This window comes from Bradyrhizobium sp. UFLA05-153 (assembly GCF_054185185.1).
The window spans coordinates 71,037-84,619 of the sequence record NZ_JBBIAM010000008.1 but is presented as its reverse complement, the minus strand read 5'-3'; the positions used below and the strand labels follow the sequence as shown (position 1 = coordinate 84,619).

Below are 13,583 nucleotides of genomic sequence, written 5' to 3'. Positions count from 1 at the left end.
TCAAATAAGCCCGCCCGATTTTCGCTTGGTCGCCGGAAGCTGACATCGACGGCTTTCCCCGAGTGAGCTCAGGGCTTGCCCTTCAGCGTGCGGTCGAAGAAGGCGAGCACTTCGGCCATCACCTCCGGATTGCTGCTGATCTGGCCAAAGCTGTGGCCGGAGCCTTCGACCCGGACGAAGGTGACGGGACGTTTGGTCGCCGTCAGCGCCGCGTAAAGGTCCTCGCTCTCGCTGATGGGAACGACGATGTCCTTGGTGCCGTGCACGATCAGCATCGGCGGCGTCATGTCGGAGATCTGCGCGATCGGATTGGCCTTCTTCACCTTTTCGGCGTTGGCGGGATCCTTGGCGTCGAAGCCGAGGAAGGCGCTCTCCACCGACATACCCGGGCTGCCGTTGACGGCGCTGGCGTCCATGCGATGGGAGAGGTCCATCGGGCCGTAGAAGATCACCGCCGCCTGCACGGCGCTGGACTGGCCGGCCCAGCGGTCGCTGTCATACTCCTTCATCTCGCCGGTGGTCGCCGCCATCGCCGACAGATGGCCGCCGGCGGAATTGCCCCAGACGGCGATATGATCGGGATCGATGTTGTAGGTCTTGGCATTGGCGCGCAGGAAGCGGATCGCGGTCTTCACGTCTTCGAGCGGCTTCGGGAAGTTCGCTTCGCCGATGATGCGGTAGTCGATCGCGGCGACGAGGTACCCGGCCTTGGCGATCGGGGAGAGTTGCGGGACCAGCGCCGCGCGGTCGATGCTGCGCCAGCCATTGCCGGAGACGAAGACGATCGCCGGCACCGGCTTGTCGCTGACCGGCTTGATGATGTCCATCATCAGATGGGGCCGCGCAAAGCCGTTCGGGATGTCGGTATAGGTGACGCCTGGCTGCAAGGTAGCGAGGTTGATCGGCACGCCGCCCTTGATCGTCTTCTCCTCGGCCCCGGCCGGGCTGACGATAGCAAAATGAGCGAGCGCTGCCGCTACGGCTGCGCCGACGATGACGCGCGGATGCCGCGTGATCATGAGATCCTCCCTTGGGAATATTTGTGCAGCGAACGTCGGCGATGCCGGCTTTTGCTGTCAATGACCAAGAGATTCCGCAGGCTGAACATGATGTTCAGCGCGCTGACAGGTGATGAGTTCGGGAGCGGTCGAGGCCTAGCGCAGGAAAGCGACCGGATTGGCGGCACGGTAGAAGAAATGGATCAGCGTGTTGATGTCGAACACCGGAAGGCCCGACACCTCGGCGACGTCCTTCGAGAACGGACACATGTTGGTGCATTCGAACAGAATTGCGCCGGGATTCTTGCAGGACGCCATGAAGGCTTCCGTCATCTCGATCATCTCGGCCCGCAGCACATCGGTGTCCAATTCCTCCCGGCCCAGAATGTAGGTTGCGGGGAACTGCGCGTCGGCCTTCATGCCCTGGACTTGAACGGAAATCTCGTCCTGCGACCAGCCGACGCCGCGGAAATGTCCCTCGTTCATGTGATGACCGCGCTCGGTGAAGAGGCCGATGACCTTGCCGGGTGGCAGCATGGCGTGGATCAGAGGCGCCTGGATCAGGCTCGACGTGAAGACCGGAATGTTCACCGCGGCGGTGATTTGTTTCTGGAATGGCGCAAGAAAGCCGCAACTCGTCGTGATCGCCTTCACGCCTTCTGCCTCCAGCTCGCGAGCGGCTGCGATGAACGGCTCGATCAGCGTCGGGTCGGGATGGTCGCCCATGATCCTGGTGGCATGGGCGCCGCGCACGATCTTGTAGCGCACCGGAAAATCATAGGAGAGCGCATTGCCGATGTCGCCGCGTGGGCGCGGGAAGCGGGTGTCGAGCATCAGAATGCCGATCGTCTCGCCGTAGTTCGTGTAGCCGCCACGCAGCTTCATGGTTCTTCTCCTTCGAGAAACCGGACCTCATGACGAGAGGCGAGCCGGCACGGAGCGACAGCGGCTTGAGCGCCGCGAACTCCCGGACATGCATCGGTGGCGATCAGAATTGAATTTCGCCGGGAATGTCTTCCGAGCTGAGGCCGACGGTTTCAAAAGCCTTGAGCAGCCACTCGCGGGTCTGGCCGAGTGCGCGGTTGTAGTCGGCCCAGGCGCTGAGGAAATCCTTGTAGCGCCGATCGCCTTCGGCGCGGATGCCGAGATTGGTTGGCAGCGTGAGCAGCGGCCGCGGCACCGCGAGCTCGCCGAGCGTCGGATTCTTCTTCAAGGTCGCGACCGAAAGCACGGCGAGCGATATGTTGCAGTCCGCCCGTCCGGTGGACACGGCGAGGATCGCCTCGTTGCGTTCCTTGAAGCCGAGGATCGTCGCCTTCGGGCAATAGCGCCGCGCGATCGTCTCATGCGTCGAGCCGATGTCGACGGCGATCTTGACCTCGGGCTTGTTGATCTCGGCCCAAGTCTGCGGCTTGGCAAAACCCTTCTTGGTGATGACGGTGAAGGAGTGCACCAGGATGGGCGAAGAGAAGTCGATGACCAGCGCGCGCTCGGGCGTCGGGTTTACGGCAAAGGCGAGGTCGATCTTCTCGGCCTGGAGGTCGAGGATCTGGTTGCCCCAGGTGGACTCCAGCGTCTCGACCTTGGCGCCGAGCTTGCCGGCGATGTCATTCGCCATGTCGATGCAGGCGCCCGACCATTGATTGGTGGTGAGGTCCTTGTGGAAATAGGGATCCTGGCCGGCGATGACCGCGATCCGCAACACGCCACTCTTCTTGATCCGGTCGAGAGTGGAGCCTGGTGCGGTGTCAGCCTTGGCCGAGGTGGCTGCGGCCATCGCAGCGCCGGCGAGGGCGACGGTGGTGAGTGCGTCCCTGCGATTCATGGCAGTTCTCCTGGGCGGTTACCCCTTGAACATCCAACCCGGCTTCTGGACTATTTCTGTATTCAGATTAAAATGCAATACGGTATTTTTAGTCCGGACGAGGAAAGATCAGCCCCATGCGTGCCCTGTTCGTCGATGCCAACGACACGCTTGCCGCCGTCACCGAAAAGCTGCTGCGTGCGGACAGCCTCCCGGTCGGCATCAACCGCAACCCGGCAATCTCGCCCGACGACCTGCCACGCCTCCTGGACGGCGTGGAGATCATGATCGTCGACCACACTGCGGTGCCGACGGCAGTTGCCGCGAAGTGCGCGGCTCTGAAGCACGTCGTCTTCCTCGGCACCGGCGCGCGCAGCTACATGAATCCGGACGAGCTTGGCCAGCACGGCATCGCTGTCCACACCATCAAGGGCTATGGCGACACCGCGGTCGCCGAATGTGCGATCGCGCTGATGTGGGCCTCCGCAAAAGGTTTTGGCGAGATGGATCGCGGCATGCGCGAGGGCAACTGGCTGCGCCGCGACGCCCTCCAACTCACCGGCAAGACGCTCGGCCTGATCGGTTTTGGCGGCATCGCGGCGGAAGCCGCGCGCATGGCGCTCGGCTGCGGCATGAAGGTGATCGCCTGGAACCGGACGCCGAAGACGCATCCGGGCGTCGGCTTCGTTCCGCTGGAAAAGCTGCTGGCGGAGAGCCACGTCATCTCGCTGCATCTGCTGCTCAATGACGAGACCAAAAACTTCCTCTCCCGCGAGCGCATCGCGATGATGCGTCCAGGCAGCATCCTCATCAACACGGCGCGCGGCGCCGTCGTCGATGAAGACGCCATGATCGAGGCGCTGCGCTCAGGCCACATCGGGCATGCCGGCCTCGACGTCTTCACCGTCGAGCCGCTGCCGGCAGGCCATCCGCTGACCAAGCTTGCGAACGTGACGCTGTCGGCGCATTCGGCATTCCGCACGCCGGAGGCGAGCGACAATCTGATCGGTGCGGCGCTGGATCATTGCCGCCGCATCATCGCGAGCGGCCGGTAGTTGCAAACTTCGGGGACGGGCATGATGCCCGCGCAGGATACGGGAAGCCCTTCGATCTTGCGTGCTCTGTCCGCCTGTCCTACGCCACCTCGGAACAAACTTGCGCGACGCGCTCAAGCGCATCGCCAAAGCCTTTTAGGGAGCTGTCATGACCATTCGTAACGCCCGCACCGGGGGCCAGATCCTGATCGACCAGCTGGTCGCGCAAGGCGTCGAGCGCGTCACCTGCGTGCCGGGCGAGAGCTATCTCGCCGCGCTGGATGCGCTGCATGACAGCCCGATCGACGTGATGATCTGTCGCGCCGAAGGCGGCGCCGCGATGATGGCGGAAGCCTACGGCAAGCTCACGGGACGGCCAGGCGTCTGCTTCGTCACCCGTGGTCCGGGCGCGACCAATGCCAGCCACGGCGTCCACATCGCGATGCAGGATTCCACTCCGATGATCCTGTTCGTCGGCCAGGTTGACACCGGCATGCGCGAGCGCGAGGCGTTCCAGGAGCTCGACTACAAGGCGGTGTTCGGCACCATGGCGAAGTGGGCGGTCGAGATCGATCGTCCCGATCGGATTCCCGAGCTCGTCGCGCGCGCGTTCCGCGTCGCGATGCAGGGCCGCCCCGGTCCCGTCGTGATCGCGCTGCCCGAGAACATGCTGACCGAGACGGCGGCGGTTGCCGATGCGCCGCGCGTCGAGCCGGCCGTGAGCTGGCCGGCGCCGGCCGATCTCGAACGTCTGACTGCGATGCTTGCCGGCGCAAAATCCCCGCTCGTCGTTCTCGGTGGCTCCGGCTGGACCGCAGAAGCAGCCAAGGGCATCGCGCGCTTCGCCGAGCGGTTCGATCTGCCGGTAGCGACCTCGTTCCGCCGGGCATCGCTGATCGACGCCGATCACTCGCACTATGCCGGCGATCTCGGCATCGGGCCGAGCCCTGGCCTGAAGGCACGCATCACCGGCGCGGATGTCATTCTGCTGATCGGTGGCCGCATGTCGGAAATGCCATCATCATCCTACACGCTGTTCGACATCCCTGTGCCGAGCCAGAAGCTGATCCATGTCCATCCGGGCTCGGAAGAGCTCGGGCGCGTCTATCAGCCGACGCTCGCGATCCAGGCCACGCCTGCTGCGTTCGCAGCCGCCGTCGAGACGCTGAAGCCTGCGGCGGCGCCGGCCTGGAAAGGCGAAGCAGCCAAGGCGCATGCGGATTATCTCGCCTGGACCGAGACCGCGCGCGAGCTGCCGGGCTCGTTCCAGTATGGACAAGTCATGACCTGGCTGCGCGACCGCCTGCCGAAGGATGCGATCGTCTGCAACGGCGCCGGCAACTATGCCGGCTGGCTGCATCGCCATCACCGCTTCCACGCCTTCGCCGCGCAGCTCGCACCGACGTCGGGCTCGATGGGCTACGGCGTGCCGGCGGGCGTGCTTGCCAAGCGGCAATATCCGGATCGCGTCGTCGTCGCGTTTGCCGGTGACGGCTGCTTCCTGATGAACGGCCAGGAGTTCGCGACCGCCGTGCAGTATGACGCGGCCCTGATCGTCGTCGTGATCGACAATGCGCAATACGGCACCATCCGCATGCACCAGGAGCGCGACTATCCCGGCCGCGTGGTCGGCACGCAGCTCAAGAACCCGGACTTTGCGATGTACGCAAAGGCGTTTGGCGGCCATGGCGAGCGCGTCGAGCGCACGGAAGAGTTTGCGCCGGCCTTCGAGCGCGCGTTGGCGTCGGGCAAACCGTCGATCCTGCATTGCCTGATCGATCCGCGCGCGATGACGGTGGGCAAGGACTTTGTGCCGCAGGAGAAGTCGCGCTGATGCCGGAAGGCCGCCAAATTGCCATCATCGGCGCCGGCGCGGTCGGCGTGATCAGTGCCATCGAGGCGCTGCGCGAGGGCCATCGCGTGACGCTGATCGATCCAGGCGAGCCCGGTGGCGAGCAGGCGGCAAGCTATGGTAATGCCGGCTGGCTGTCGTCGCATTCGGTGATCCCGCCGGCCGAGCCCGGCGTCTGGAGGAAGGTGCCGGGCTATCTGCTGGACCCGCTCGGTCCGCTCGCGATACGCTGGTCGTACTTGCCGAAGGCCTTGCCCTGGCTGATCAAATACCTGCTGTCCGGCCGGACAGAGGCGCGCGTCGAGAAAACGGCTGTCGCGCTGCGCGATCTCCTGAAGGACGCGCCGCTCCTGCACAAGAAGCTCGCGGAAGAAGCCGGCGTTTCCGAGCTGATCGAGCGCAACGGAGTGATGCACGTCTTCCCCGCGCGCGGCAATTTCGACGGCGACCTCGGCTGGCGCATCCGCAAGCGCGTCGGCGTCGAATGGCTGGAGCTCTCCGCGGACGAGATGCGCCAGCGTGAGCCTGAGCTTGATCCGCGCTACACCTTCGGTGTCGTGGTCGAGGAGGCCGGACGCTGTCGCGATCCCGGCGCTTACGTCGCGGCGCTTGCCAATCATGCGCTCGCCAGCGGTGCGAAGCTTGTGCGCGCCAAGGCGACAGGCCTCAAGCTCGACGGTGGCAAGCTTGTTGCCGTCTTCACCGAGACCGGCGAAATTCCTTGCGATGCCGCCGTGGTTGCCGCAGGCGCGCGCTCGAAGCTGCTGACGCAGTCCGTTGGTGATCCGCTGCCGCTCGAGACCGAGCGCGGCTATCACGTCATGATCGAGCATCCGGAGACGGGGCCACGCAGCTCGATGATGGCCTCCGACGCCAAGATGGTCGTGAACTGGACCAACAAAGGTCTTCGCGCCGCCGGCACGGTCGAGATTGCGGGGCTCGACGCCGAGCCGAACTGGAAGCGCGCCGAGATTTTGCGCGACAATCTCTTCAGCATGTTTCCCAAGCTGCCGAAGGACATTCCGGCCTCGCGCATCAAGATGTGGTTCGGCCACCGCCCGAGCATGCCGGACGGCCGCCCGTGCATCGGCTATGCCCGCGCCTCGCGCGATATCGTCTACGCGTTCGGCCATGGCCATATCGGCCTCGTCGGCTCCGCGCGCACCGGCCGCCTCGTCGCGCAGCTTGTCAGCGGCAAGACGCCGGAGATTCCGCTTGAACCGTTCGCACCCAGCCGCTTCCTCTGAGATCGCATCATGACCTATCCGCAAAATTCCTCCTCCCGTATCGCCCGTGGCGGCAAGGCGCTCTATGGCGCGCCGCTCGGCATTTTGATGCTGGAAGCGCGCTTTCCCCGCATCCCCGGCGACATGGGCAACGGCACCACCTGGCCGTTCCCGGTGCTCTATCGCGTGGTGAGCGGAGCGAGCCCGGAGAAGGTCGTGCTGAAGGGCGCGGCCGGGCTGCTGCCGGACTTCATCGACGCGGCGAAGGAGCTGGTGCGGCTTGGCGCCGAAGCCATCACCACCAATTGCGGCTTCCTCGCGCTGTTTCAGAAGGAGCTTGCCGCCGCCGTCGGCGTGCCGGTGGCGACATCATCGTTGATGCAGGTGCCGTGGGTGCAGGCAACCTTGCCGCCCGGCAAGCGCGTCGGCCTCGTCACGGTGTCGGGTTCGACCCTGTCGCCGGCTCATCTGGAAGGTGCCGGCGTGCCGCTCGACACGCCGCTGGTCGGCACCGAGAACGGCAAGGAGTTCTTCCGCGTCCTGATCAAGGCCGAGAAGGACGACATGGATATCGCTGAGGCCGAGCGTGACGTGGTCGAGGCCGGCAAGGCGCTCGTCGCAAAGCATCCGGATGTCGGTGCCATCGTGCTTGAATGCACCAATATGCCGCCTTACGCTGCCGCATTGCAGGCGGAGGTGGGCCTGCCTGTTTATGATATTTATTCCATGATCAATTGGTTTCATGCCGGACTGCGGCCGCGCCGGTTTGGTTAGAGCTCGAGAAGCTGCCCATGAACAAGCCCATGAACAAGCACCTGGAACTCGCCTCGGACAGCATCGTCGATCGCGTCTATGAACAGCTCAAGGCGATGGCCATCAGCTACGAGTTCAAGCCGGGCGAGCGGCTCAACGAGGGTGAGCTGGCCAAGCGCCTCGGCGTCAGCCGCACGCCGCTGCGTGAAGCGCTCAATCGCCTGAACACCGAGGGGTTTCTGCGCTTCACGCCCGGCAAGGGCTTCTTCTGCCGCGAGCTCGATGCGCACGAGATCTTCGATCTCTACGAACTGCGCAAGTCGATCGAGGTCGCCTCGGTCCGCCTCGCCATCAAGCGCGCCAGGGATGAGGACATCGACGCGTTGCTCATATTCCTCGAAGCCACGGGCCCCGATCCCGGCGAGCGTTCGTCGGTCGAGCTGGTCGAGCTGGATGAGACCTTTCACGAGCGGCTGATGGCGATGTCTGATAACGCCGAGATGCTGCGCGTACTGCGCAACGTCAACGCCCGCATTCGCTTCGTGCGCTGGATCGACATGGACCGCGTCAACCGCTCCAACACGCAGGCCGAACACCGCGCCGTCGTCGAGGGCCTCAAGGCGCGCGACGAAGCGACATGCGTTTCCGTGCTGGAAAAGCACATCGACCGGCGCCTTGATCGCATCACCTCGGCGATCAAGGAAGGCTACGCGCAGATCTACATGCCGGCGGCGAACATGCTTGGACAACGCTGACCGGGTTATGGGGTCCCGGCCACCGTGCGCAATTGCGCACTAGGCCGGGATGACCTCAGGGGGTATTGTGCGCGCTCTCTCCACAAACTCGTCATTGCGAGCGCAGCGAAGCAATCCAGAATCTTTCCGCGGGACGATTCTGGATTGCTTCGTCGCTTCGCTCCTCGCGATGACGGAGCGACAGGCGACCTTACGTCCGATCAACTCGCACTTCACGCGTGTAACCGGCAGGCTGGGTTGGCGGCGTCCGGGATCACCAGGAAGGTGATGGTTTTCGGTGCCAGGGTAATCGTCCCGGCCGGCATCGAGCGCGCTTCGAGCAGTGGAAGCCTGTCGTTGGCGTCGAGTTCGAGTGTCCTTCCGTTCAACCACACGGTCGGGCTTTGCAGCGGTCTCGCATCCAGCGTGTAGCGCTCCGACGCGATCGGCATCTTCAGACTTCGCGACTCGCTTCGCGACGTGTTGATCGCAAGGATGGACACGGCGCCGTTCGTCCTGGGATGGCAATGCGCATACAAGTGAAGGTCGGGCGCGCTGCCAGCACCGGCGTCGAGCACGGTCGTTCCCATCAGCCGATGCCACAGCAACGCGCCCCAGTAGTTCGGCCGTGGGCGAAACGTCGTCTCGTCGAGCAGGCCGTAGTCGCTCGCGGCCAGCGTGTTGTGCATTACCACCTGAACGCCTGCCATCGCGAGTCGCCCGAGCTGGTCGAGATAGCGGAACGTGTCGAGGAAGGTCGCGTCCCAGCGATTGCCGCCGCAGGCGGCATCGGCCGTCTCCGTCAGCCAGATCGGCGTGCCAGGTGCGAATTCGTCGCGCAAGCCGCGATAGACCGAAAGCGCGCGATCGGTGCGCGCGAGCCAATCCGCCGATAGCGCCCGCGCCGGATCATCGCGGACACCGCAGCGCGACGAGAGCGTGTTGTAGTGATGATAGGAGAGGCGATCGAGACCTCGTCCGGAAGCCTCGAGCAGATCGCGCGTCCGGATGCCATCGGCCGATGGCAAGGACGAGTCGCCGATGGAGCTGGGGCCAACGATCAGCGTGTCAGGGGCATGCTGGCGCATCCACGAATGGAATATCGCGAAGTCGCGGCCATAGGCCTTTGCGTCATAGCCCGGCGGTGCGCCGTTCGTCGCCGCGAGCGTCGGCTCGTTCATGAACTCGGCGGCTGCTATGCGGCTGCCGAGTGACTGCGTGAAAGAGAGAAGCTGTTGCGCCTGATCGGACGTCCAACGGCCATCCGCATTGCGGCTGCCCGCACTGATGGCAAACGACGTCACGATCTGCGCATCTACCGCGCGTGCAAAGTCGACGACACCGCGCCACTGCGCGCGGCTCAGCACGGAGTTGAAACCCGCAGGTGCCGCCGGCGCGTTGTCGGTGTCGGCAAAGAACGTCGCATTCGCCCAGGTGCCGCTGACGCGCATATAGGCCGGGCCCAGAGCTACCGCAAGCATGCGCAGTCGCATGTTGGCGAGGTCGATCGGGGGCCTGTAGCTGTAGCGATCTCGCGAGATCTGCACGTTCGCTCGCAAGCTGCGTGGATACGGCTTCCAGAAGCGCCCGCCCGTTACCTCCACCATCTCGACATTGTACGATTGAAATCGCACGTCGATCGTGCCGATCGCCTTCATGCTCGCAGGCGAGAATGACAATTGGCTCGCGCAAACCGGACGACATGCGATCGCGACCAACAGCGCAACACAGATCGCGCGCGTCGTGCGAGGCTGCATGCTCCGTAGGGTCCGCCGCTTTGTATACACGCTCTGGCGCCTTCTTATGCGCGCTGCCAAATCCACATGCATCGGCGCAAAACATTAGTCCCGTTTATATCGCGAATTTTTACTTCCAATTTTACTTCGTGAAATCCGGTCAATAGCTTCACGCGCAACTGATCACATCCGCGCCGATCACGGACGATCGGTGAGAGAGTTCATCGTAACCAACGAGGGTTGCCATGCTTGACAGGAACAAGGGGAATTCCGGCGCCGACCAGGCCGGAACCAGGAGCGGGGAATCGAAAAAGCTGAGCCGGCGCACGCTGTTGAAGGGTGCCGCAGCGGTCGCGGGCGCGGCCGCAGGTTCGGACGCGATCCGCGGTTTCCCGACCATCTGGGCGCAGGAGATCAAGGACATCGAGCTCCGCCACGTCGGCGTCTCCTATTCGGTGGTGAAGGCGATCGGCGACCAGGCGGCCAAGGATCTCGGCTTCAAGGTGACGATGCAGAACCTCGATACCTCGGCCGCCATCAATCGCTTCATAAGCCAGCCAAATACGGTCGATATCGCCGATCTCGAGGGCTGGCAGGCCAAGCTCGCCGCCAAGCGCGGCGTCATCCAGGGCATCGAGGTCAAGAAGATCAAGGAGTTCGACAATATCCTGCCGATCTTCACCAAGGGTGAGATCGACGGTCACAAGATCCCACGCCAGGGAATTTCGCCCTATGAGGCCATGTACATCGCCAAGCCAGACGCCACCGATCTGAACGACGGCGTGACCGAGTGGGCAACGTTCCTGCCGCAGGTCTACAACGCTGACTCCATCGGCTACCGGCCCGACCTCGTCGGCCACGAGGTCACCGAGTGGAAGGACCTGATCGATCCGAAATTCAAGGGCAAGGCCGCGATTCTCGACGTGCCCGCGATCGGCATCATGGACGCCGCGCTCTGCTTCGAGAGCGCGGGGCTGATCAAATACGGCAACAAGGGCAATATGACCAAGGAGGAGATCGATTTCACCTGCAACAAGCTGATCGAGCTGAAGAAGAACGGCCAGTTCCGCGCGACCTGGACCACCTTCGACCAGTCGGTGCAGCTGATGGCGGCGGGCGAGGTGATCATCCAGTCGATGTGGTCGCCGGCGGTCGCCGCGGTACGCGTGAAGGAGATCCCCTGCGTCTACGCGCCGGTCAACGTCAAGAACGGCAAGGAAGGCTATCGCGGCTGGTGCAACGGCATGGGGCTGATGAAGCACCTCTCAGGCAAGAAGCTTGAAGCGGCCTACGAATACCTCAACTGGTATCTCTCGGGCTGGCAGGGCGGCTTCGTCGCGCGTTACGGCTACTACAGCCCGGTGCCGTCGACCGCGAAGAAGTGTTTGACGCCGGCGGAATGGGCATTCTGGTACGAGGGCCAGCCCGCGCCCGAGGTGATCAACGATCCCTACGGCGTGCCGATGGAAAAGTCCGGTACCAAGCGCGACGGCGGCTCGTTCCTCGACCGGGTCAAGAACATCTCCTGCTGGAACACGCTGATGGACGAAGCCGCATACATGAACAAGCGCTGGAACGACTTCAAGGTGGCGTAAATCCTGCTTTTCCCTGAGGTGAGCGAGAGCCGGCGCGGCGACGCGCCGGTAGCAAGGACCGAAGGCATTCGCCGACATGCAGTCCAGTCAGACCCCATCACGCGCCAATCTTGCCGGCTGGCTCTACGTGTCGCCGCTGGTGCTGGTGCTCGTTCCGTTCTTCGTGGCGCCGATCCTGGTGGTGCTGGCGGCGAGCTTCTTTGCCACCGACGGCTTTGGCGGGCTGACCCCGGGCTTCACGTTCTCGAACTACGTCGAGGTGCTGCACTCGGCGCTGACGCTGAAGCTGTATCTCGCGACCATCAAGTTCACGGTGCTGACCTGGATCTTCACCCTGATCATCGGCTTCTTCGTCGCCTATTTCCTGGTTTTCCACGTCCGTAACCAGCTTCTGGCGATCGGCCTGTTCCTGCTCTGCACCGTGCCGTTCTGGACCTCCAACATCATCCGTATGATTTCCTGGATTCCGCTGCTCGGCAAGGAGGGGCTGATCAACCAGGCGCTGCTCGCAACCGGCGCGGTCCATCAGCCGCTCGAAGTGCTGCTGTTCTCCGACCTTGCGGTGGTCATTGCCTATGTCCATCAGCTTACGATCTTCATGATCGTGCCGATCTTCAACTCCATGGCGCGGATCGACAAGAAGCTGATTGAAGCGGCGATCGACGCGGGCGCCAGCCGTTTCGACATCATGCGCCTGATCGTGGTGCCGATGTCCAAGAGCGGCATCGCGCTCGGTACCATCTTCGTGGTCTCGATCGTGATGGGCGACTTCTTCGTGGTGAAGGTGATGTCCGGCGGCGGCTCGGCCTCGGTGGTGAGCGCGTTCTACGAGGACGTCGGCGTTCTGCAATATCCGACCGCGGCGACGAGCGCCGTGCTGCTGACGCTTGTGCTGGTCGCGATCGTGTCGCTGATCCTGCGCACCGTGGACATCCGCCAGGAGATCACGCGATGAGCGCGGTGCTTGCCGACATGCAAGGCGCAGTCGCGCCCGCGACGACCAAGGCGATTGCGCCGAGCCGGGGTGAGCGTCCCTGGACCTTCTATGTGCTGGCGAGCCTGTTTGCCCTTTACGTTCTCGCGCTCTACGGCCCGATGATCTGCATCTACATCCTGTCGTTCCAAGACATCCGCGGCGGACTTGTCTTCCCCATGAAGGGCCATTCGCTGCACTGGTTCGTCGATCTCTTCACCCAGGTGCGGACCGGGGACGTCAAGGGCTCGTTCGACCGCTCGATCAGGCTCGCCGTCATTGTCACCATCATCACGGTGGTGATCTCGTTCCTCGCGGGGCTCGGCTTTCGCCGGCGCTTTGCAGGCGACGCCGTCGTCTTCTACATGATGATCGGCAGCCTGGTCGCGCCAGGTCTCGTGCTCGGGCTTGGCACAGGGCTCCTGTTCCAGGTGCTCGGCCTCAACGCGAGCTGGTACACCTCGGCGCTCGGCGCGCAGCTTTCGTGGACGCTACCGTTTGGTGTGCTGGTGATGTTCGCGGTGATGTCGCGCTACAACCGTGCATGGGACGAAGCGGCCTACGATCTCGGCGCGAGCCACTGGCAGACCATTTGGCTGGTGATCGTGCCTGTCCTGGCGCCGGGCATCGTCGCAGTGGCGCTGTTCGGCTTCACGCTGTCCTACGACGAATTCGCCCGCAGCCTCCAGACCGCCGGCTCGCTCAATACGTTGCCGCTGGAGATCTGGAGCATGACGCTGAACGTCACCTCGCCCTCGCTCTATGCGCTCGGCACGGTGACAACCATCATCTCCTTCATCGTGATCGGTGCGAGCCTCGGTACCATCGTGCTGATCCAGAAGAAGCGCGGCCGAGGGGCGAAAGACTAGAGGTTTTTT

The 13,583-nt window shown here is 63.7% G+C and carries 12 protein-coding genes; 8 read left to right on the top strand and 4 right to left on the bottom strand.

The features are described from left to right. Positions 1-68: 68 nt before the first annotated feature. The 3 genes from Q2941_RS07630 to Q2941_RS07620 all read right to left on the bottom strand — a co-directional run bounded on the left by Q2941_RS07630 (position 69) and on the right by Q2941_RS07620 (position 2,823). Entirely contained in the window at positions 69-1,019 is a 951-nt protein-coding gene (locus tag Q2941_RS07630) for an alpha/beta hydrolase (protein ID WP_051389863.1), read from the bottom strand. A 135-nt stretch (positions 1,020-1,154) separates the two neighbouring features. Continuing rightward, complete coding sequence (locus Q2941_RS07625; RefSeq protein ID WP_254111095.1) at positions 1,155-1,883, bottom strand: aspartate/glutamate racemase family protein; 729 nt, start codon at positions 1,881-1,883, stop codon at positions 1,155-1,157. Between the two features lie 103 nt (positions 1,884-1,986). Next, positions 1,987-2,823 (bottom strand): transporter substrate-binding domain-containing protein, encoded by an 837-nt coding sequence (locus tag Q2941_RS07620; protein WP_458192082.1) that lies wholly within the window; start codon positions 2,821-2,823, stop codon positions 1,987-1,989. A gap of 116 nt (positions 2,824-2,939) precedes the next feature. Between Q2941_RS07620 and Q2941_RS07615 the strand changes: the two genes are divergently transcribed. The 5 genes from Q2941_RS07615 (at position 2,940) to Q2941_RS07595 (ending at position 8,422) form a co-directional block, all read left to right on the top strand. Further along, complete coding sequence (locus Q2941_RS07615; protein ID WP_027524720.1) at positions 2,940-3,857, top strand: NAD(P)-dependent oxidoreductase; 918 nt, start codon at positions 2,940-2,942, stop codon at positions 3,855-3,857. A gap of 148 nt (positions 3,858-4,005) precedes the next feature. After that, entirely contained in the window at positions 4,006-5,670 is a 1,665-nt protein-coding gene (locus Q2941_RS07610) for a thiamine pyrophosphate-binding protein (protein WP_458192081.1), read from the top strand. Beyond that, positions 5,670-6,935 (top strand): NAD(P)/FAD-dependent oxidoreductase, encoded by a 1,266-nt coding sequence (locus tag Q2941_RS07605; RefSeq protein WP_027524718.1) that lies wholly within the window; start codon positions 5,670-5,672, stop codon positions 6,933-6,935. Before Q2941_RS07610 ends, Q2941_RS07605 begins: the two co-directional genes overlap by 1 nt. A gap of 9 nt (positions 6,936-6,944) precedes the next feature. Continuing rightward, positions 6,945-7,688 carry an aspartate/glutamate racemase family protein gene (locus tag Q2941_RS07600; protein WP_027524717.1) on the top strand — a complete coding sequence of 248 codons (744 nt, stop codon included), beginning with the start codon at positions 6,945-6,947 and terminating at the stop codon, positions 7,686-7,688. A gap of 17 nt (positions 7,689-7,705) precedes the next feature. After that, a complete protein-coding gene (locus Q2941_RS07595) occupies positions 7,706-8,422 on the top strand; it encodes a GntR family transcriptional regulator (RefSeq protein WP_027524716.1) in 717 nt (238 codons plus the stop codon). A 212-nt stretch (positions 8,423-8,634) separates the two neighbouring features. Here Q2941_RS07595 and Q2941_RS07590 read toward each other — a convergent pair whose 3' ends face one another. Further along, positions 8,635-10,158 carry a glycosyl hydrolase family 79 N-terminal domain-containing protein gene (locus Q2941_RS07590; protein WP_458192080.1) on the bottom strand — a complete coding sequence of 508 codons (1,524 nt, stop codon included), beginning with the start codon at positions 10,156-10,158 and terminating at the stop codon, positions 8,635-8,637. A 224-nt stretch (positions 10,159-10,382) separates the two neighbouring features. Here Q2941_RS07590 and Q2941_RS07585 point away from each other — a divergent pair, with 224 nt between their 5' ends. The 3 genes from Q2941_RS07585 (at position 10,383) to Q2941_RS07575 (ending at position 13,574) form a co-directional block, all read left to right on the top strand. Beyond that, positions 10,383-11,732 carry an ABC transporter substrate-binding protein gene (locus Q2941_RS07585; RefSeq protein WP_458192079.1) on the top strand — a complete coding sequence of 450 codons (1,350 nt, stop codon included), beginning with the start codon at positions 10,383-10,385 and terminating at the stop codon, positions 11,730-11,732. A 76-nt stretch (positions 11,733-11,808) separates the two neighbouring features. Next, positions 11,809-12,687, top strand: a complete 879-nt coding sequence (locus Q2941_RS07580) for an ABC transporter permease (RefSeq protein WP_458192078.1) — start codon at positions 11,809-11,811, stop codon at positions 12,685-12,687. Further along, entirely contained in the window at positions 12,684-13,574 is an 891-nt protein-coding gene (locus Q2941_RS07575) for an ABC transporter permease (RefSeq protein WP_458192077.1), read from the top strand. The genes Q2941_RS07580 and Q2941_RS07575 overlap by 4 nt, the downstream gene beginning before the upstream one ends. The last annotated feature ends 9 nt before the right edge of the window (positions 13,575-13,583 follow it).

Excerpts from the sequence above, each read along its gene's own strand:
- Q2941_RS07630 (WP_051389863.1), bottom strand. The coding sequence starts at position 1,019 with ATGATCACGCGGCATCCGCGCGTCATCGTCGGCGCAGCCGTAGCGGCA.
- Q2941_RS07625 (WP_254111095.1), bottom strand. The coding sequence starts at position 1,883 with ATGAAGCTGCGTGGCGGCTACACGAACTACGGCGAGACGATCGGCATT.
- Q2941_RS07620 (WP_458192082.1), bottom strand. The coding sequence starts at position 2,823 with ATGAATCGCAGGGACGCACTCACCACCGTCGCCCTCGCCGGCGCTGCG.
- Q2941_RS07615 (WP_027524720.1), top strand. The coding sequence starts at position 2,940 with ATGCGTGCCCTGTTCGTCGATGCCAACGACACGCTTGCCGCCGTCACC.
- Q2941_RS07610 (WP_458192081.1), top strand. The coding sequence starts at position 4,006 with ATGACCATTCGTAACGCCCGCACCGGGGGCCAGATCCTGATCGACCAG.
- Q2941_RS07605 (WP_027524718.1), top strand. The coding sequence starts at position 5,670 with ATGCCGGAAGGCCGCCAAATTGCCATCATCGGCGCCGGCGCGGTCGGC.
- Q2941_RS07600 (WP_027524717.1), top strand. The coding sequence starts at position 6,945 with ATGACCTATCCGCAAAATTCCTCCTCCCGTATCGCCCGTGGCGGCAAG.
- Q2941_RS07595 (WP_027524716.1), top strand. The coding sequence starts at position 7,706 with ATGAACAAGCCCATGAACAAGCACCTGGAACTCGCCTCGGACAGCATC.
- Q2941_RS07590 (WP_458192080.1), bottom strand. The coding sequence starts at position 10,158 with ATGCAGCCTCGCACGACGCGCGCGATCTGTGTTGCGCTGTTGGTCGCG.
- Q2941_RS07585 (WP_458192079.1), top strand. The coding sequence starts at position 10,383 with ATGCTTGACAGGAACAAGGGGAATTCCGGCGCCGACCAGGCCGGAACC.
- Q2941_RS07580 (WP_458192078.1), top strand. The coding sequence starts at position 11,809 with ATGCAGTCCAGTCAGACCCCATCACGCGCCAATCTTGCCGGCTGGCTC.
- Q2941_RS07575 (WP_458192077.1), top strand. The coding sequence starts at position 12,684 with ATGAGCGCGGTGCTTGCCGACATGCAAGGCGCAGTCGCGCCCGCGACG.